General features: G+C 74.4%; 18 protein-coding genes. 6 read left to right on the plus strand and 12 right to left on the minus strand.

The window, feature by feature from the left end; genetic code table 11:
• The first annotated feature begins 144 nt into the window (after positions 1-144).
• On the plus strand, positions 145-534 hold the full coding sequence (locus VGP36_05810; protein ID HEV7654239.1) for a hotdog domain-containing protein: 390 nt from the start codon (positions 145-147) through the stop codon (positions 532-534).
• On the opposite strand, the gene VGP36_05815 is transcribed toward VGP36_05810, so the two are convergent.
• From VGP36_05815 to VGP36_05835, 5 genes are all read right to left on the minus strand, one after another.
• Positions 507-2114: an acetolactate synthase gene (locus VGP36_05815; protein HEV7654240.1), complete on the minus strand. Its 1608-nt coding sequence runs from the start codon at positions 2112-2114 to the stop codon at positions 507-509. The genes VGP36_05810 and VGP36_05815 overlap by 28 nt on opposite strands.
• Positions 2115-2146: 32 nt before the next feature.
• A complete protein-coding gene (locus VGP36_05820) occupies positions 2147-2830 on the minus strand; it encodes an acyltransferase (GenBank protein ID HEV7654241.1) in 684 nt (227 codons plus the stop codon).
• Between the two features lie 68 nt (positions 2831-2898).
• Positions 2899-3102 (minus strand): cold-shock protein, encoded by a 204-nt coding sequence (locus tag VGP36_05825; GenBank protein HEV7654242.1) that lies wholly within the window; start codon positions 3100-3102, stop codon positions 2899-2901.
• 43 nt (positions 3103-3145) lie between these two features.
• Positions 3146-4108 (minus strand): class I SAM-dependent methyltransferase, encoded by a 963-nt coding sequence (locus VGP36_05830; GenBank protein ID HEV7654243.1) that lies wholly within the window; start codon positions 4106-4108, stop codon positions 3146-3148.
• Positions 4105-4884, minus strand: coding sequence for an enoyl-CoA hydratase-related protein (locus VGP36_05835; GenBank protein HEV7654244.1), 780 nt, complete (start codon positions 4882-4884; stop codon positions 4105-4107). The genes VGP36_05830 and VGP36_05835 overlap by 4 nt, the downstream gene beginning before the upstream one ends.
• Positions 4885-4972: 88 nt before the next feature.
• On the opposite strand from VGP36_05835, the gene VGP36_05840 reads away from it, so the two are divergent.
• Complete coding sequence (locus VGP36_05840) at positions 4973-6346, plus strand: FAD-dependent oxidoreductase (protein HEV7654245.1); 1374 nt, start codon at positions 4973-4975, stop codon at positions 6344-6346.
• Between the two features lie 60 nt (positions 6347-6406).
• On the opposite strand, the gene VGP36_05845 is transcribed toward VGP36_05840, so the two are convergent.
• On the minus strand, positions 6407-8026 hold the full coding sequence (locus VGP36_05845; GenBank protein HEV7654246.1) for a lysylphosphatidylglycerol synthase domain-containing protein: 1620 nt from the start codon (positions 8024-8026) through the stop codon (positions 6407-6409).
• Between the two features lie 80 nt (positions 8027-8106).
• On the opposite strand from VGP36_05845, the gene VGP36_05850 reads away from it, so the two are divergent.
• Entirely contained in the window at positions 8107-9030 is a 924-nt protein-coding gene (locus tag VGP36_05850; GenBank protein ID HEV7654247.1) for an NAD(P)-dependent oxidoreductase, read from the plus strand.
• Positions 9027-10454, plus strand: coding sequence for a hypothetical protein (locus tag VGP36_05855; GenBank protein HEV7654248.1), 1428 nt, complete (start codon positions 9027-9029; stop codon positions 10452-10454). The genes VGP36_05850 and VGP36_05855 overlap by 4 nt, the downstream gene beginning before the upstream one ends.
• Here VGP36_05855 and VGP36_05860 read toward each other — a convergent pair.
• Entirely contained in the window at positions 10381-11148 is a 768-nt protein-coding gene (locus VGP36_05860) for an ABC transporter ATP-binding protein (GenBank protein HEV7654249.1), read from the minus strand. The two genes, VGP36_05855 and VGP36_05860, sit on opposite strands and share 74 nt — an antisense overlap.
• Before the next feature lie 104 nt (positions 11149-11252).
• Between VGP36_05860 and glgX the strand changes: the two genes are divergently transcribed.
• Positions 11253-13544, plus strand: coding sequence for a glycogen debranching protein GlgX (gene glgX, locus VGP36_05865; GenBank protein HEV7654250.1), 2292 nt, complete (start codon positions 11253-11255; stop codon positions 13542-13544).
• Between the two features lie 33 nt (positions 13545-13577).
• On the opposite strand, the gene VGP36_05870 is transcribed toward glgX, so the two are convergent.
• Positions 13578-14186, minus strand: a complete 609-nt coding sequence (locus tag VGP36_05870) for a TetR family transcriptional regulator (protein ID HEV7654251.1) — start codon at positions 14184-14186, stop codon at positions 13578-13580.
• An 85-nt stretch (positions 14187-14271) separates the two neighbouring features.
• Between VGP36_05870 and VGP36_05875 the strand changes: the two genes are divergently transcribed.
• A complete protein-coding gene (locus VGP36_05875) occupies positions 14272-15816 on the plus strand; it encodes an MFS transporter (GenBank protein HEV7654252.1) in 1545 nt (514 codons plus the stop codon).
• 25 nt (positions 15817-15841) lie between these two features.
• On the opposite strand, the gene VGP36_05880 is transcribed toward VGP36_05875, so the two are convergent.
• The 4 genes from VGP36_05880 to groEL all read right to left on the minus strand — a co-directional run.
• Positions 15842-16423 carry a hypothetical protein gene (locus tag VGP36_05880; GenBank protein HEV7654253.1) on the minus strand — a complete coding sequence of 194 codons (582 nt, stop codon included), beginning with the start codon at positions 16421-16423 and terminating at the stop codon, positions 15842-15844.
• Complete coding sequence (locus VGP36_05885; protein HEV7654254.1) at positions 16420-16659, minus strand: hypothetical protein; 240 nt, start codon at positions 16657-16659, stop codon at positions 16420-16422. The genes VGP36_05880 and VGP36_05885 overlap by 4 nt, the downstream gene beginning before the upstream one ends.
• Positions 16660-16674: 15 nt before the next feature.
• Complete coding sequence (locus VGP36_05890; GenBank protein ID HEV7654255.1) at positions 16675-17910, minus strand: Nramp family divalent metal transporter; 1236 nt, start codon at positions 17908-17910, stop codon at positions 16675-16677.
• A gap of 91 nt (positions 17911-18001) precedes the next feature.
• Positions 18002-19361: chaperonin GroEL (gene groEL / locus VGP36_05895; GenBank protein ID HEV7654256.1), on the minus strand; the 1360-nt coding region annotated here is incomplete at its 5' end.

Raw genomic sequence — 19361 nt, forward strand, 5'->3', positions numbered from 1 at the left:
CGACAGTGCGAGCAACAGGAAGGCGCCCAGACGCCGACCCCGACGTAGTGCGGTGCGCACGATCCAGCCTCCTTCCCGGGTCACGCCGACCCGGCCCTTCTCATTTGATCGGGCAGCCTACGGCCCCTGCGCTACGGTGCGCGCGTGGGCGAACCGACCGATTCCGCAACGATCGAGACGGTGGTGACCACCGCTGACACTGCCCGGGCCCTCGGCTCGGGCGACGTCGACGTGCTCGGGACCCCCCGCGCGCTGGCCCTGGCCGAGGCCGCGACCGTGGCGGCCGCGGCCGCGGCCGGCTGCCTGAAGCCGGGCCAGACCACGGTCGGCACCCATGTCGAGCTCGACCACCTGGCCCCGACCCCGGTCGGCGCCGCCGTCCGGGCCGAGGCCACGCTCGTCTACAAGGCCGGTACGAGGCTCACCTTCGACGTGCGGCTCACCCAGGACGGCACGACCGTGGCCACCGGCCGGGTCACCCGCGCGATCGTCGACCGGGCCCGCTTTCAGGCCAGCACGGACGAGCGCGGGTAGGCGTCGTCCGGGTCGGTCAGCACGTTGACCAGGTACGGCACCCCGGAGGCGAAGGCCCGGTCCAGCGCCGGACCCAGCTCGGCCGGCTCCCGGACGGTCTCCCCGCCCCCGCCCAGCGCCCGCACGACCTCGTCGTAGCGGGTCTCCGGCCGCAGCTCGGCGGCCACGTCGTAGCCGTAGATCTGGCGCATCGGGTGCTTCTCCAGCCCCCAGGCGCCGTTGTTGCCGACCACCATCACCACCGGCAGGTCGTGCCGGACCAGCGTGTCCACGTCCATCAGCGAGAACCCGGCCGCCCCGTCCCCGAGCAGCAGGACCACCTGGGCCGACGGGCGGGCGATCCGGGCCGCCATCGCGTACCCCAACCCCGTGCCCAGACACCCGTACGGACCCGGGTCCAGCCAGCAGCCGGGCTCGTACGAGTCGACGTACTTGCCCGCGTAGGAGACGAAGTCGCCGCCGTCGCCGACGACCACCGCGTCGCGGGCCAGCCGCGACCGCAGCGCCCCGTAGACCGCGGGCGGCCGGATCGCCGGGCCGCCGCCGGCCAGCAGGGGCTCGTCCTTGGCCCGGGCCGCGTCCTCGGCCTCCCGCAGCCGGGCCACCCAGGGCGCGTGGCCGGCGCCGGTGGCGGCCAGCCCGTCGAGGATCGCGGCCAGGTCGCCGGACGCGGAGCCGGCCAGCTCCCGGTGGGTCGCGACGCCGCCGGCCGAGTCGGCGACGTGCACCACCGCGGCCGACCCGAAGTCGCCGAACGCCAGCCGGAAGTCCAGCGGCGTGCCGACGACCACGACCAGGTCGGCCTCCTTCTTCAGCAGCCCGCGGACCCGGGAGAACGCCCGCGGGTCGTCGGCGGGCAGACAGCCGCGGCCCATCCCGTTGGCGAAGACCGGCACGTCCAGCGCGGCCGCGGCCCGGCGCAGCGCCTGCTCGGCCCGGCCGGTCCAGACGTCCCCGCCGGCGATGATCGCGGGCCGCTCGGCCGCGGCGATCAGCCGGGCGATCGCGGCCACCGCGTCCGGGTCGGGCGCCACGGCCGCCGGCGGCTCGAAGGCGATCGAGGCCGAGGCCGGCGAGAAGATCGTGTCCATCGGGACGTCCACGAACACCGGCCCCCGGTGCGGCGACAGCGCGGTGTGCGCGGCCGCCAGCAGCACCGGGCCGATGTCGTCGCCGGTCGTCGCGGTCCGGGACAGCTTCGTGACCGGGGCGAGGATCGGCACGTGGTCGAGCTCCTGCAGACCGCCGCGGCCCCAGTTCACCGTCGGGGCCCGGCCGCCGAGCACGACCAGCGGCACCCCGGTGAAGTACGCCGAGGTCACCGCGGAGACGGAGTTGGTCACCCCGGGACCGGCCGTCACCACGGCCAGCCCGGGCCGGCGGGTCAGCTTCGCGGTGCCCTCGGCCGCGAACGTGGCCGTCTGCTCGTGCCGTACGTCGACGATCCGCATCTTCTGCCGGACCGCCGCGTCGTAGACCGGGAAGACGTGCCCGCCGGAGAGCGTGAACATCTCCTCGACCCCGGCCGCCCGCAGCGCGGCGACCGCGACGTCGCCGCCGTGACCCTCGATCGTCTCCATGCCCCGGACCCTACCGACCGGTAGGCCCCCGTCTAGGGGGCCGACTCCGAGGCGAGGCGGGTCTTGCGCGCGATGTCGGCGAGCGCCGCCCGCCGCAGCGCCGCCGCCTCGTGGTCGGCGATCCGGTCCCGGATCACCCGGGCCGGCACCCCCACCGCCACCGAGTACGCCGGGATGTCCTTGTTCACCACCGCGTTCGCCGCGATCACGCTGCCGCGCCCGATCGTGGTCCCGCGCAGCACGGTCACCTTGGTGCCGAGCCAGACGTCCGGCCCGATCCGGACCGGCGACTTCACGATGCCCTGGTCCTTGATCGGGATCGTCACGTCGTCGAAGGCGTGGTCGAAGTCGCAGACGTACACCCAGTCGGCGACGATGGTGGCCGCGCCGAACTCGATGTCCAGGTAGCCGTTGACGGTGTTGTCCTTGCCGAACACACACTTGTCGCCGATGCGCATCGTTCCCTCGTGGCACCGGATGCTGTTGCCGCTGCCGATGTGCACCCAGCGGCCCAGGATGAGCCGGCCGTACCCGCGGCGGGCCTCCAGCGTCACGTTGCGGCCGAGGAAGACGAAGCCCTCGGTGACGACGTGCGGGTTGCGCAGCTTGAACACCGCGAACCGCCAGTAGCGGGCCAGATACCAGGGGGTCCAGGCCCGGTGCCGGATGATCCAGCGCAGGCTGGCCACGGTGAGGAACCGAGCGGGACGAGCCATCGGGAAACAGTACCCGGACAGCCGGGAGCCCCGGCCGGCGAACCGACCGGGGCGCCGGGATGAGACGACTACATCGGGCGGACGTTCTCCGCCTGCGGACCCTTCTGACCCTGGGTCACGTCGAACTCGACCTTCTGACCCTCGTCGAGGCTCCGGTAGCCGCTCGTCGCGATCGCGGAGTAGTGCACGAAGACGTCGGCACCCCCACCTTCGACGGCAATGAAGCCGTAGCCCTTCTCGGCGTTGAACCACTTCACGGTGCCCTGTGCCACGTGCCACTCCTAAAACTCTGAACGGGCCGCCACGGTAACACCCTCAGGTGCGCGTGTCGCCAGGTCTCGACCCTGTCACCAGCGCGTTGTAGAACAGCCCCGCGGGCACCACCCGGGTCAGCCGCCGGTCCAGCGCGGACAGCCGCTGCCAGCCCTGATACGCGAACATCGCCCAGTCCCAGCCGAGCTTCCCCGGCGGCACGGCGGCCTCGAACGTGCGCACCGGCCAGCCGAACCAGGCCGCGGTCAGCTCCTCGGTCCGGACCTCGACGTCGACGGCGCCGGCCGCGTGCGCCAGCCGGCGCAGCCTCGCCGGCGCGAACGTGTGCAGGTCGACGACCGCCTCCAGCGCCGCAGCCTGGGAGGACTCGTCCAGCTCCTGCTGCGGCCGGCGCCAGGCCGACAACGCCGGCAGCCGGGTCGCGCGGGTGGCGGCCCACCAGGTCAGCCGGGACAGCCGGCGGGCGATCACGTCGCCGTACCGCGTCGGCTCGCCGGCGAAGACGAACCGGCCGCCCGGCTTGAGCACCCGCAGGACCTCGCGCAGCGCCTTCTCCACGTCCGGGATGTGGTGCAGCACCGCGTGCCCGACGACCAGGTCGAACTCGCCGTCGCCGTACGGGATCGTCTCGGCGTCGGCGACCCGGCCCTCGACGTCCAGGCCGAGGCCGGCGGCGTTGCGCAGCGCGACCTCGACCATGCCCGGGCTGATGTCGGTCACCGAGCCGCTCTTCGCGACCCCGGCCTGCATGAGGTTGAGCAGGAAGAAGCCGGTGCCGGAGCCGATCTCCAGCGCCCGCCCGTAGGGCTCGGCCACCGGGCCGGCGATGTGGTCGAACCGGCCGCGCGCGTAGGTCACGCAGCGCTCGTCGTACGAGATGGACCACTTCTCGTCGTAGGAGCCGGCTTCCCAGTCGTGGTAGAGGATGTTGGCGCGCTTCGGATCGTCCCGGGCCGCCTCGACCTCTTCGCGGGAGACGCGCTGCGCCCGCCCGGGCTCGTTCACTTCCCCGTGAACTTCGCCTTGCCGGGACCGTTCTCGACGAACGACCTCATCCCGATGGTCTGGTCCTCGGTCGCGAACAGGCCGGTGAACAGCTGGGTCTCCAGCCGCAGCCCGCTGTCCAGGTCGACGTCCAGGCCGCCGTCGATGGCGGCCTTGGCCGCCCGCAGCGCCAGCGCCGGGCCCTCGACGTACTTCGAGGCCATCTCGACCGCGGCCGAGTAGACCTCGTCGGGCGCGACGACCTTGTCCACCAGCCCGATCCGCAGCGCCTCCTCGGCGCCGACGAACCGGCCCGAGTAGACCAGGTCCTTGGCCCGGGCCGGGCCAAGGAGCCGGGCCAGCCGCTGGGTGCCGCCGGCGCCGGGGATGACGCCGAGCAGGATCTCCGGCTGGCCGAGCTTCGCGTTGTCGCCGCAGACCCGGAAGTCGGCGGTCAGCGCGAGCTCGCAGCCGCCGCCCAGTGCGTACCCGGTCACGGCGGCGACGGTCGGCTTGGGGATGCGGGCCAGCAGCTCCAGCGCGGACTGCAGGGCGCCGGCCCGCTCGACCATCTCGGCGTAGCCGGCGGTGACCATCTGCTTGATGTCGGCGCCGGCGGCGAACACCTTCTCGCCGCCGTAGATCACCACGGCCCGGACGTCGGCCCGGGCGGTCGCCTCCAGCGCGGCCTCGGCGAGCTCGGTCCGCAGCTGGTCGTTGATCGCGTTCATCGGGGGCCGGTCGAGCCGGACCGTGCCCACGCCGCCGTCGACCTCGAGCTTGACCAACTCGCCCACCCGCTGCCCCTCCCTCTCGCCCTGGCCCTGGACCCTACCGCCCGGTATCGCGACCGCGGGCAACAGACCGCCTGACTACGCTCGGCCGGTGGTCGATGTCGACGTGGTGGTGCTGGGCGGGGGGCCGGCCGGGCTGGCCGCGGCGATGCGGGCGGCCGAGCGCGGCCGGTCGGTGCTGCTGCTGGAGCGCGGCCCGGCCGTCGGCGGGATGGCGGCCTCCTTCGAGGTGGCCGGCATCCGGGTCGACTCGGGCAGCCACCGGCTGCACCCGGCCAGCCCGCCCGCGGTGCTCGGCCTGCTCCGGGAGCTGCTCGGCGAGGACCTGCAGACCCGGCCCCGGCACGGCCGGCTGCGGGTGTACGGCCGCTGGGTCGGCTTCCCGCTGCGCCCGGCCGAGCTCGCCCGCACCCTGCCGCCCGGGGCCGTGGCCCGCATCGCCCGCGACGCCGTGACCGGCCCGGTCACCAAGACGGACCCGTCGTCGTACGAGTCGATGCTGCGCGGCACGATCGGACCGGAGCTGCACGGCGCCCTCTACGGGCCGTACGCGGTGAAGCTCTGGGGCCTTCCCGGCAGCCGGATCGACGCCGAGCAGGCCCGCCGCCGGGTCGGCTCCGGCGGCGTCTGGGGCATCGCCCGCAAGATCGTCCGCCGGGACTCCTCCGGCCAGGGCCGGCTCTTCCACTACCCCCGCCGCGGTTTCGGCCAGATCGTCGACGTGCTGGCCGAGGCGGCCGCGAAGGCGGGCGCGACGGTCGAGACCGGGGCCGAGGTGACCGCGGTGACGCCCGCCGCCGACGGCGTCACGGTGTCCACTGCGGACGGTCGGTCCGTCCACACCGGACACGTCCTGTCCACGGTGCCGCTGCCGATCCTGGCCCGGCTGGCCGGCGCGGACGTGCCCGCGAGCGGGCTGACGTTCCGGGCGATGGCGCTGGTCTACCTGGTCCACGAGGGCGGCCGGTGGACCGAGTTCGACGCGCACTACCTGCCCGGCCCGGAGACCCCGGTGACGCGGCTGTCGGAGCCGGCCAACTACCGCGTCAGCCCCGAGGACCCCGCCGACCGTACGGTCCTGTGCGCCGAGATCCCCTGCGCGGTCGGCGACGCGGTCTGGACCGCCACCGACGACGAGCTCGCCACGATCGTCCGCGCCGGCCTGGCCGCGACCGGCCTGCCCCCGGTCCGGCTCGGCGGCGTGCACGTCCGCCGGCTCCCGCACGTCTACCCCGTCTACGAGATCGGGTACGCCGACGCGCTCCGCCCGCTGGACGACTGGGCCGACGGGCTGGAGCGGATCACCACCTTCGGCCGCCTCGGCCTGTTCGCCCACGACAACACCCACCACGCGATGGCCGAGGCCCTCGACGCCGTCGACGCCCTGCGCCCCGACGGCACCCGCGACCCCGTCCTCTGGGCCGCCGCCCGCGCCCGCTTCGCCGCCCACGTCGTCGAGGACTGACCCGTTCGGGTCGACCCTTCCGCCTGGGACTGGGGCACGGCCGCCCGCCGGGCCCGCCGGTCAGGGGCCGTTGAGCTCGCGGTGGACGGCGGGGAGGACCTTGCGCAGGTAGGTGCCGAGCCTGATGAACGAGCTCCCGCTGGTCCGGAACGCGTACGTGATCGGCACCTCGGCGTACGCGTAGCCCTTGCCGAGCAGGTCGAGGGTGAGGACCTGGGCGTAGTTGTAGTCGTGCACGATCTCGGCCGCGGCGGCCGCGTCGGCGGAGAAGGCGCGGTAGCCGCTCTGGCCGTCGGTGAGGTCGCGGCGGCGGGTCATCCAGCGGACCCAGTGGGTCAGCAGCCGGTTGCCGGCGGTGCGGTGCGCCGTCATCCGGCGGGCGCCGCCGGCGAACCGGGAGCCGATCACGTAGTCGGCCCGGCCGGCCAGCACCGGGGCGGCCAGCACGGCCAGCTCCTCGGGGGCGTACTCGCCGTCCGCGTCGAGGTAGACCACGCAGGCCGGGCGCAGCGCGGTCGCCTCCGCCAGCGCCCGGCGGACGGCTGCTCCGAGCCCGAGGTTGCGGGGCTGCGGCAGCACGGTGGCGCCGGCGGCCCGGGCCCGCTCGGCGGAGGCGTCGGTGGAGCCGTCGTCGACCACGACCGTCCGGACCGGACGTCCACAGGCCACGGACGGCAGCCGCCGGACCACGTCGCCGACGGTGGCCTCCTCGTTGTAGACCGGGATCACCGCCACGATCGGCGCGTCCGGCGCCGGCTCGACCGGGGCCGGCCGGGGCGGCAGCGCCCGGGACAGCCGCAGCCGGCCGAAGTACCCCGGGGCCGGGGTGACCAGGGCGACTCCCCCGACCACGAGCGAGTACGCGGTCTTGGTGGCGTGCGCGACCAGCGCGGCGGCCAGCGCCGCGCCCGGGCCGGCCCCCAGCCCGACCAGGGCGGCGGTGGCGGCGGCCTCGTAGCCGCCGATGCCGCCGGGGGTGACCGCGATCGTCTGCGCGGCGATCGTCACCGCGGTGACCGCGACCGCCTGCGGATAGGTGAGCGAGATCCCGGCGGCGGACGCCGCGGCCCACATCACCGCCGCCTCCAGCAGCCAGGCCACGCTCGCGGCCGCGGCGACACCCAGGCCGGGCATCCGGACCGCGGCGCCACGCCGCTTGAGCCGCAACAGCAGGACCACGGCCGCGACGCCGGCCGCGAGCAGGACCGCGGCCAGCACCCAGCCCCAGGCGTCGAACTCGTTCGCGACCGCGGGAGCACCGACGACGGCCAGCGCCAGCACGGCGAGCAGGTCGGCCGCCCGCAGCGCGACGGCGGAGGCGGTGACCGGCGCGGCCGGCAGCCCGGTCCGGCGCAGCACGCTGGTCACCCGCAGCGCCTCGCCGAGCCGGAACGGCAGCACGTGGTTGCCCAGCAGCGAGACGTGCAGCGCGGCCCAGGACTGCCCGTACGGCAGGGTCGGCAGCACCCGGGTCCAGGCCCAGGAGCGCAGCGCGAACGCCCCGGCGTAGAGGACGACGGCGCCGAGCAGCGCGCCCGGGCTGCGCCCGACCGCCTCCAGCGCCGCCCCGAGCGACCCGAAGTCGACGACCGTGGCCAGGTAGCCGACGGCGAGCGCCAGCGCCAGCACCCCGAGCCAGCGGCGGGCCTGCTTCAGCCGCGAGGTCCGCGGCCGCGGCACCGGGAGCGTCTGAGGCCGGGTGACGAGCATAGTGAGGGAAGGCTAGCCTAAGTCCGCTCGCGTCAGGGTCTGGAGGTCGGATGGCTGTCGTCGTCACGGGGGCCGCCGGGTTTCTCGGACAGGCCCTGGTCGCCGCGCTGGCCGCGGACGGGACGGCCGTGGTCGCCGTCGACCGCCGGCCCGTCGCGACCGCCGGCCGGGCCCCCGACCTCGGCGTGACCGGGCCGGCCGGCGCGCGGGTGACGACGCTGCAGGCTGATCTGCTCGCCGGCGACCCGGCCGTGGCCGAGGCCCTGCGCACCGCCGACGCGGTCTTCCACCTGGCCGGCCGCCCCGGCGTCCGCGACACCGGGCTCACCGCCGACGCCGCCCGGACCCGCGACAACGTGCTCGCCACCGCGGCCGTCCTCGACCTCGTCCCGCACCGGACCCCGCTCGTCGTCACCTCCTCCTCGTCCGTGTACGGCGACTGCCCGGGCCGGCCGTCGCGGGAGGACGACCCGCCGCGCCCGCTCGGTGCGTACGCCCGCAGCAAGGCCACGATGGAGCGGCTCTGTGCCGGCCGGCCGGTCGCGCTGCTGCGCCCGTTCACGGTGGCCGGCGAGGGGCAGCGGCCGGACATGGCGCTGGCCCGCTGGATCGCCGCGGTCCGGGCCGGGCGGCCGATCCGGGTGCTCGGTTCCCTCGACCGGACCCGCGACGTCACCGACGTCCGGGACGTGGTCCGGGCGGCCCGGCTCGCGGCCGAGCGCGACGTCACCGGCCCGCTGAACGTCGGCACCGGGCGTCCCCGGACGCTGGCCGACCTGGCCGCGGCGGTCTGCCGGGTGCTGGCCGAGGCGGCCGACCTGGTGGTCGAGCCGGCGGCGGCGGTGGAGCCGGCGGCCACCTGGGCCGACACCACCCGCCTGGGCCGTACGCTCGGGTTCGTGCCGGTGACCGACCTCGACGACCTCGTGGCCCGGCAGGTCGCGGCCGCGGTCGAGCCCGTCCTCGTGGCGTGAGCCTGACGCTGCAGCAGGACGCCCCGGCCGTTCCCGGGCGGCTGACGATGGCGATGCTGATCGTCGGGCTACTCACGGTGCTCGCGGCCGGCCTCGGCGCCGGCGTCCCCTCCACGTACGGCGGGCAGGCGGCCGTGGACGAGCCGCAGTACCTGCTCTCCGCGCTCTCCCTCTGGGAGGACCACGACCTCGACATCTCCGACGAGCTCGCGGCCCGGCGCTTCCTCGCCTTCCACGACAGCGACCTGCCGGTGCAGACCGCGACCCGCCCGGACGGCAGCCAGCTGTCCCCGCACGACCCGCTGCTGCCGGTCATCCTGGCCGTGCCGATGGGCCTGGGCGGCTGGCTCGCGGCCAAGCTCACGCTCGCGGTGCTGGCCGGGATCCTGGCCGCGCTGCTGCTGTGGACGGCGGTCCGCCGGTTCGGCGTCCCGCTCGGGCTGGCCGGGCCGGGCGTCGCCCTGGCCACCTGCACCTCCCCCCTGGCCGTGTACGGGCAGCAGGTCTACCCGGAGCTGCCCGGCGCGCTGGCCGCGCTGGTCGCGCTCGCCGCCCTGACCGCGCCCCGCCCGGCCGCCCGGACGCTGACCACGTTCGCGCTGGCCGTCATCGCGATGCCCTGGCTCTCGGTCAAGTACGCCCCGGTCGGCGTCGCGCTGGTCCTGGTCGCCGCGGCCGGCCTGCTGCGGGCCGGCCGGATCCGGGCGACCGTGCTGCTCGCCGGCGGGCTCGCGGCCGGCGGCGTGGTCTACCTGGCCGTGCACAAGGCCATCTACGGCGGCATCACCGCGTACGCCAGCGGCGACGCCTTCCAGGGCTCGGGCGAGTTCGGCGTGATCGGCTTCCAGCCCGACTATCCCGGTCGCACGATCCGGCTGCTGGGGCTGCTGGTCGACCGGGACTTCGGGATCGCGGCCTGGCAGCCGGCCTGGTTCCTGCTGCTGCCGGCGCTGGCCGTGCTGCTCCACCGCCGTCCGCCGCACTGGGCCGCGCTGACCGTGCCGCTGCTGGCCGGGTACGGCACCGCGACCTGGGTGGCGCTGACCATGCAGGGGTTCTGGTGGCCGGGCCGCCAGCTCGTGGTGGTGCTGCCGCTGGCCGTGCTGATCATCCTGGCCTGGCTGACCCGGGCGACCCGGTCCGTCCGGGTCACCGCCGCCGGGCTGGGCGCGCTCGGTGTCGTCTACTACGTCGTGCTGCTGGTCACCGGTTACTTCGGGCAGACCCGGTGGGTGCTCGCCCCGGACGACCTGCGGCTGCACTGGCCGGCCGCGCTGCTGCTCCCCGACGACCGCGACCTGACCGCCGCCGACCAGGTCCGCTACGGGATCTGGATCGCGGTCGCGGCGGTCACAGTGCTGCTCGCGCTGCGTACCGCCCGGCGTGCCGGTCGAGCGCCAGCGGCATCCCGAACGTCACGCTGAGCAGGTCCGCCGTCAGCACGTCGGTCAGCAGCCCGGCCGCGACGACCAGCCCGCCCCGCATCAGCAGCGCGTGCGTGACTCCCGGCGGGATCTCCTCGACGTGGTGGGTGACCAGCACCATCGTCGGCGCGTCCGGGTCGGCGGCGAGGGCGGCCAGCCGGCCGACCAGCTGCTCCCGGCCGGCCAGGTCCAGGCCCGCGGCCGGCTCGTCCAGCAGCAGCAGCTCGGGGTCGGTCATCAGCGCGCGGGCGATCTGCACCCGCTTGCGCTCGCCCTCCGACAGCGTCCCGAACCGGCGCTCGGCCAGCCCCTGCACGCCGAGCTGGTAGAGCAGGTGCCGGGCCCGGCCGGTGTCGAGCAGGTCGTAGTCCTCGCGCCACCGGCCGAGCACCGCGTAGCCGGCGCTGACCACGACGTCGAGCACGGTCTCCGCACCCGGCACCCGGGCCGCCAGCGCGGCGCTGGTCAGCCCGATCCGCGGCCGCAGCTCGAACACGTCGACCGAGCCGAGCCGCTCCCCCAGCACCTCGACCGTGCCCGTGGTCGGGTGCAGCTGCGCCGCGGCCAGCTGCAGCAGCGTGGTCTTGCCGGCGCCGTTGGGCCCGAGCACGACCCAGCGCTCGTCCAGCTCGACGGTCCAGTCGACCGAGCGCAGCAGGTGGGATCGGCCGCGCCGGACACCGACACCCGTCATGCGGATGACGGTGTCCTGGTCCGCAGCGCTCACCACGCGGATATCCAACCACCGGGTCGCGGCACCGTCGTACACCCGGTGGGCGCGTCGGGCAGGATGCCGGTGTGACCCGTCGCGATCCGCTGCTCGACGTGCCCGGCCCGGGCGACCCGCCCTGGCCCGGCCGACCCGAGCCGCTCGGCGCCACCTGGGACGGCGAGGGTACGAACTTCGCGCTCTGGTCGGCCGGGGCCGAGGCGGTCGAGCTCTGCCTGTTCTCCGGCGGGGGCCGAGGTGGCGAGAGCCGGGCCGGCGAGGCCGAGTCCGAGACCCGCATCCCGCTGACCGAGACGACATACCACGTCTGGCACGGCTATCTGCCCCGGGTCGGCCCGGGCCAGCGGTACGGCTACCGCGTGCACGGGCCGTACCGGCCGCGGGACGGCCTGCGCTACAACCCGGACAAGCTCCTGCTCGATCCGTACGCACGGGCCGTGGACGGTGAGTTCACCCCGCACCCGGCCGTGTACGGCTTCGCCGGCGACCCGCGATCGGACACTGTGGACGGTCGCGACTCCGCGCCGTACGTGCCCCGCTCGGTGGTGGTGCACGACTCGTTCCCCTGGGGCAACGACACCCGGCCGCGGACGCCGTGGGAGGACACGGTCATCTACGAGCTGCACGTGAAGGGCTTCACCCAGCGGCATCCCGGCGTGCCCGAGCCGCTGCGGGGGACGTACGCGGGGCTGGCCCACCCGGCCGCGATCGAGCACCTGACCGGGCTGGGCGTCACCGCGGTCGAGCTGCTGCCGACCCAGCAGTTCGTCACCGAGCCGGCCGTGCGCAGGCGCGGGCTGACCAACTACTGGGGCTACAACACGATCGGCTACTTCGCCCCGCACGCGGCGTACGCGGCCACGCCGGGCGAGCAGGTGCGCGAGTTCAAGGCGATGGTGCGGACGCTGCACGCGGCCGGCATCGAGGTCATCCTGGACGTGGTCTACAACCACACCGCCGAGGGCGACGAGACCGGGCCGACGCTCTGCTTCCGCGGGATCGACAACGCCGGCTACTACCGGCTGCTGGCCGACGACCGGCGCCGCTACATGGACTACACCGGCTGCGGCAACACCCTCGACGTCCGCCACCCGTACGTGCTGCAGATGCTGATGGACTCGCTGCGCTACTGGGTGACCGAGATGCACGTGGACGGCTTCCGGTTCGACCTCGCCTCCGCGCTGGCCCGCTCCTTCCACGACGTGGACAAGCTGTCCGCGTTCTTCGACGTGATCCACCAGGACCCGGTGGTGTCCCGGACGAAGCTCATCGCCGAGCCCTGGGATGTCGGCGAGGGCGGCTACCAGGTCGGCGAGTTCCCTCCACTGTGGACGGAGTGGAACGGCAAGTACCGCGACACCGTGCGGTCGTTCTGGTCCGGCGACCGGATCGGGGTGCGCGACCTCGGCTACCGCCTCACCGGATCCTCCGACCTGTACGCGGACGACGGCCGGCGCCCGTTCGCCAGCATCAACTTCGTCACCGCGCACGACGGCTTCCCGCTGCGCGACCTGGCCTCGTACGAGGAGAAGCACAACGAGGCCAACGGCGAGGGCAACCGGGACGGCGAGTCCCACAACCGGTCCTGGAACTGCGGGGTCGAGGGCGAGACCGACGACCCGGCGGTGACGGCGCTGCGCGGCCGGCAGGTACGCAACATGCTGCTGACCCTGCTGCTGTCGACCGGCGTGCCGATGCTGCTGGCCGGCGACGAGATCGGCCGGACCCAGGGTGGCAACAACAACGCGTTCTGCCAGGACAACGAGGTGTCCTGGGTGGACTGGGCAGGAGTGGACAAACCGGCGGTGGCCGACCTGCTGGCGCTGACCCGGCGGCTGCTGGAGCTGCGCCGGGAGTCGCCGGTGCTGCGGCAGCGCGGGTTCTTCGCCGGCCGGCCGGTGCCGGGCGGCGACGGGCGCAAGGACCTGGCCTGGCTGCGCACGGACGGCACCGAGATGACCGAGCGGGAATGGCACTCGCCGGACCTGCGGACCCTGGGCATGTACCTCGACGGCGACGGGATCCGGCAGCGCGGGCCGCGCGGGGAACGGCTCTCGGACGAGTCGTACCTGCTGGTGCTGCACGCCGGGCCTGAGGACACCACGTTCGCGCTGCCCGGGCTGCCCTGGGCCAGCGGGTGGGACGTGGTCGTGGACACCACCTATCCGGACGGGTTCCCGCCGGCCGGGGCGGGGCGGCCGGCGGCCGGGATCGATCTGCCGGTGACGGCCCGCTCGACCGTGCTGCTGCGGGCGGTCCGCGGCCGGCTGGTCGGCGCCCCGCCCCCGGTCGCCACCCCACCTGGCCGCCCCCCGGGACCACCGCCCGTCCGGGAGGACGCCCCCAGGGCGGACCGGTGACCCGACCCTCGCCGATGCGGCGGCCCGACCTGGTCAGGGCAGCGGGTCGACCAGGTAGCGCTGCAGGGTCGGGGCGATCAGGGCGGCCACGCGATCCGGCGGCAGGCTGGCCAGCGGCTCGATCTTGACCACGTGGCGGGCCATCACCAGGCCGACCACCTGGGACGCGGCCAGCGACCCGCGCAGCTCCGGTTCGTCCGAGCCGAGGCCGGCGGCCAGCGGCGCGAGGATGTCCCGGCTGACCCGCTCGCGGACGGCGACCGCGGCCGCGTCCTCACTGGCCGCGGCCCGGATCAGGCCGGTCATCCGCTCGTAGCCCTCGGGGTGGGACAGCACCGAGACGACGAACCCGGCCAGCCGGGCGCCGATCCCGGCCGGATCCCCGGCCAGGATGTGCGGCAGCACCTGCGCCGGGTCGAACGGCAGCTGCATGACCTCGGCGAACAACCGCTGCTTGGACCCGAAGAAATGGCTGACCAGCGTGGGGTCGACCCCGGCCTCCAGCGCGACCGAGCGCATCGACGTGCGGTCGAACCCCTGCCGGGCGAACTGCTGGCGGGCCGCGTCCCGGATCGCGTCGCGCGTCCCGCTGTCCCCCGGCCGCCGTCCCGTCCGGGCCCGCGGCGGCTCCCCACCGATCATGACCTCACCGTACCCATTGACGAAGTGAATTCTGTACGTGCAGAATACAGCACGTACGGAATTTCTACGGCCCGAGGAGCGTCCCGTGACCCCCGCGCACCTGCCCCCCGCCCGCCGCCGGGCCGTCCTCGTCGTGGTCGGCCTGGCGCTGATGATGGTCGTGTCCGCGGTCAGCGGCCTGAACGTCGCGCTGCCCGACCTGGCCCGCTCCACCGGCGCCAGCCAGACCCAGCTGACCTGGATCGTCGACGCGTACACGGTCGTGTTCGCCGGGCTGCTGCTGTTCGCCGGCGCGCTCGGCGACCGGTACGGCCGCAAGGGCGTCCTCACCATCGGGCTCACCCTCTTCGGGGCCGCGGCCGCCTGGGCCGTCACCATCGACGAGCCGGCCCAGCTGATCGTGGCCCGGATGCTGATGGGCGTCGGCGCGGCCGCGGTCATGCCGACGACGCTGTCGGTGATCACCACGTCGTTCCCGCCGCAGGAGCGCGGCCGGGCGGTCGGCGTCTGGGTCGGCATCGCCGGCGGCGGCGCGGTGATCGGCCTGTTCGGCGCGGGCATCCTGCTCGAGTTCTTCTCCTGGAGCTCGTTCTTCGCCCTCAACGTCGTGCTCGCCGCGCTCGCCCTCGTCGGCACGCTGGCCGTCATCCCGAACTCGCGCGACGCCCGCGGCCCCCGCCTCGACGTGCCCGGCGCGGTGCTCTCGCTGGTCGGCGTCTCCAGCCTGGTGTTCGCGATCATCGAGGGCGCCGACCGCGGCTGGGCCGAGGCCGTCACGCTGGTCGCCGGCGCCGTCGCGGTGGTCACGCTGATCGGGTTCGTGCTGCGGGAGCTGGCCACGCCGGCGCCGCTGCTGGACGTCCGGCTGTTCCGGCTGCGCGGGTTCGGGGCCGGCTCGCTCTCGGCGACCGCGCAGTTCTTCGCCGCGTTCGGGTTCTTCTTCGTGGTCCTGCAGTACCTGCAGTTCGTCGTCGGGCGCAGCCCGCTGCTGGCCGCGCTGACCTTGCTGCCGCTGCCGTTCCTCCTGCTGCCCAGCGCCCGGCTGGCCCCGCGGCTGGCCGACCGGTTCGGCACCAACCGGATCGCGGCGCTGGGCCTGCTCTCGATCGCCGCCGGGCTCGGCGTGATGTCGCTGCTGGACGTGCAGTTCAACCCGGTGACGTTCTACCTCGGCCTGGTCCTGTTCGGGATCGGCATGGGGTTGGCCGGCACCCCGGCCACCACCGCGATCACCGCGTCGCTGCCGGAGTCCAAGCAGGGCGTGGCCTCGGCCATGAACGACCTGTCCCGCGAGTTCGGCAGCGCGCTCGGCATCGCCGTGCTCGGCAGCCTGCTGCTGTCCAGCTACCGGGACAGCCTGGCTCCCGCGCTGACCGGCCTGCCCGCGCCGGTGGCGGACGGCGCCCGGTCCTCGATCGCGTTCGTCTCCTCCGACGCGGTCACCCGGTTCGGCGCGACCGGGCAGCAGCTCGCCGACGCCGCCCGGCACGCCTTCGTCGACGGCGTCTCCGCCGCCGTCCTGACCGGCGCCGCCGTCCTCGCCGTCGCCGCCGTCTTCGTCTATCTCCGCGCCCCCCACGCAGCCGAGCAGCAGCCCTCGAACGAGCCGGAGTCCACCCCCGCCCACTGAACCGGCCCCGAGCTGGGGGCGCCGATCAGGACTCGGCGACCTCCACTTCGGGGAGGCGGTCGAGCTGCAGGGCGGTCATCGTGCCGGCAGCGTCGAAGACGAGCTGCTGCTGGGTGCCGATCCGGTCGTTGACCAGCCTCAGCAGCGCGTACGCCAGCGCCCCGGTCTGGCGGACCGTCGTCTCGTCCACCAGCGGCTGCCGCACCGAGGTCACCGCGATGCCGGCCGCCGTGCCGTCGGAGTTGCGGGACACGCCGACGGAGAACCGCTCCCGCGGGTCGGTCGCCGGGTCGGCGAAGTGCTCCCGCATCCGCAGCAGCAGGTCGTGCCAGTCCTCGACCGCCCCTTCCAGCGCGGTCGCCTTCACGTCCTCGGCCGTCAGCCCCATCCCCCGCGGCCCGGGCACGAAGCACCGCCCGTACGAGAGCAGGGTCGTGGTCCAGAGCGACTCGATGACGACCTCGTCCTGGGCCGGCGCGGCCAGCCCGGCGACCAGCCGCTCGCAGCAGCCCAGCACGGTCTGCAGCTCCTCGAACGTCGCGGCCAGGTCGGCCAGCGCGGCCGCGGCCGGGGTGCTCAGCGTCCGGACCGCCGTCGGGGCGCTCACGTGAGGCCGTCCACGAGGCCGAGCAGCAGGCCGATCCCCGCGAGCAGCGCGGATCCGGCCACCACCGAGGGCGCCCGCCGTTCCCAGACGTGCACCCGCCGCCGCACCCGCGAGGTCATCAGCTCCCAGTCCGCCCAGGCACAGGCGCGCAGGTAGACCAGCATGAACAGGACGCCGGCGGCCCCGGCGGCCAGCAGCCCCAGGGAGAACCGGCCCAGCTCGGACAACGCGTACATGGTTACCAAGACCCCTCAGGCGAACGTCTCCCACAGCAGTACCACGTTGAGCGCGATGATCAGCGCGGCGACGGCCGAGAGAGCGAAGGTGGTTGCGGGCTTGTTGACGAACGGACCCATCACGTCCCGGCGCCGGGTGAGCAGCGCCAGCGGCACCAGCGCGAACGGCACCCCGAAGGACAGCACGACCTGGGACACGATGAGGCTGTCGGTGGCCGGCAGCCCCAGTCCCAGCACGACCAGCGCCGGCAGCATGGTCAGCGCCCGGCGCAGCAGCAGCGGGATCCGGCGGCGGATGAAGCCCTGCATGACGACCTGGCCGGCGTACGTGCCGACGGAGGACGAGGACAGCCCGGACGCCAGCAGCGCGACCGCGAAGGCGAGCGCGGCCCCGCCGCCGACGAGCTGCCCGAGCCCGGCGTGCGCGGCCTCGATGGTGTCCACCGTGGTGAAGGAGGACCGCCCTGGGCGGCCGAACAGCGACGCCGCGACGACCAGCATGGTCAGGTTGATGGCCCCGGCCAGGCCCAGCCCGATCAGCACGTCGGCCCGGGTGAAGCGGAGCAGCTCCCGCCGCTCGCCGTCGTCCCGGCAGGCCACCCGGGCCTTGGTCAGCGCGGAGTGCAGGTAGACCACGTGCGGCATGACCGTGGCGCCGATGATGCCGGCCGCCAGCAGCACGCTGCCGTCCCCGGCGAAGTTGGGTACGAGCCCGGCCGCGAGCGACGCCGGCTGGGCCCCGACCGCGAGCAGGTCGTACGCGAAGCCCAGCAGCACCAGCATGAGCAGCGCGGTGATCGCCAGCTCGAACCGGCGGTGCCCGCGCTGCTCCAGCGCCAGCACCGCGAACGCGACCACCGCGGTGATCAGCCCGGCCGGGAACAGCGACACCCCGAAGAGCAGGTTCAGCCCGATCGCGGCCCCGACGAACTCGGCCAGGTCGGTCGCCATCGCGATGATCTCGGCCTGGACCCAGAGCCCGCGCGAGACCGGCCGGCGGAAGTACGTCCGGCAGAGCTCGGGCAGGTCCATCCCGGTCGCGATGCCGGCCTTCGCCGACAGGTACTGCACCAGCATGGCCATCGCGTTCGCGGTCACCACGACCCAGGCCAGCGCGTACCCGTGCCGGGCGCCGGCGGCGATGTTGGTCGCGAAGTTGCCCGGGTCGACGTACGCGACCGCGGCCACGAAGGCCGGCCCGAGCAGCGCGACCAGTCCGCGCACCCGGCCCCGGGACCGCAACTGCTCCAATGTGGACAGTGGCAGCGCCGGGGTCTCCGGGACGGCGGCGGTGGCGCCGGCGGGGAACTCCCCCGCCGGCGTCACCGGAGATGCCGGCACGTCAGCCGACCGACGGCCCGAGTCCGAGCGACTGCGGTGTACTGGAGTCCGGCGAGGGCTGGTGCAGCCCCTCGTCGAGCTGCCCGAACTCGGTCATCAACGCCCGGCTGCCACCCCAGGGCGTCTGTTCCTCGGCGATGAGCGTGTTGGTGGTGAGCAGCAGCCCGGCCACCGACGCCCCGTTCTGCAGCGCCGACCGGCAGACCCGCAGCGGGTCGATGATGCCCATCTCGAGCATGTTCCCGTACCGGCCCTGCAGCGCGTCGAAGCCCTCGTCGACGCCCAGCCCGGACAGCTTGTCCACCACCTCCTGGCCGGAGTAGCCGGCGTTGGAGGCGATGAGGTGGGCCGGTTCGGACAGCGCCCGCCGGACGATCTCGACGCCGATCGCGTAGTCGTCGGTGACCTCGAGCTCGTCCAGCGCCGTCGCGGCGTGCAGGAGCGCGACGCCGCCGCCGGCCACGATGCCCTCGGCCATCGCCGCCCGGGTCGCGGCCAGCGCGTCCTCGACCCGGTGCTGGAGTTCCTTGAGCTCGGCCGGGGTGGGTGCGCCCACCCGGATCACCGCGACCTTGCCGGACAGAGCGCCGATCCGCTCACTCAGCACGTCCGCGTCGATGCCGAACGTGGCCCGCTCCAGCTCGGCCCGCAGCTGTCCCAGCCGGAAGTCGACGTCCTCGGCCGAGCCGTCGCCGCCGATGATGGCGGTGTGGTCGGCCGTGACGCGGACCTGGCCGGCCCGGCCCAGCTGCTCCAGGGTTATGGTCTCCAGCGAGAACCCGGAGTGCTTGCTGACCACCGCGCCACCGGTGACCGCGGCGATGTCTTCCAGCTTGCGCAGCCGCCGGTCACCGAAGCCGGGCGCACGGACCGCCACGGCCTGGAAGATCCCGTTGACGTGGTTGTGCACCAGCATGGACAGCGCCGAGCCCTCGACGTTCTCGGCCAGGATGACCAGCGGCCGGGGCTCGCGCATGATCTTGTCCAGCACCGGCATCAGCTGCTGGACCTGCGTGATCTTCTCGTTGGTCAGCAGGATGTACGGGTCATCGAGGATCGCTTCCAGCCGGCCGGGGTCGGTGACCAGGTACGGCGAGATGAAGCCGTTGTCGAACTCGAAGCCCTCCACGAAGTCCACGCTCATGCCGTACTGCGCGGCCTCCTCGACGGTCACGATGCCGGTCTCGCCGACGGTGTGCAGCGCCCGCGCGATGACCCGGCCGACCATCACGTCGTCGTTGGCCGAGATGCCGGCCACGTGGGCGAAGTCCTCCTCGGTCTCCACCAGGTGCGCCACCGACTGCAGATGCTCCACCAGCGCACCCACCGCGAGGTCGATACCCCGCTTGACCAGCACCGGG

Source organism: Mycobacteriales bacterium (assembly GCA_035995165.1).
In the GTDB taxonomy this organism is placed as follows: domain Bacteria; phylum Actinomycetota; class Actinomycetes; order Mycobacteriales; family CADCTP01; genus CADCTP01.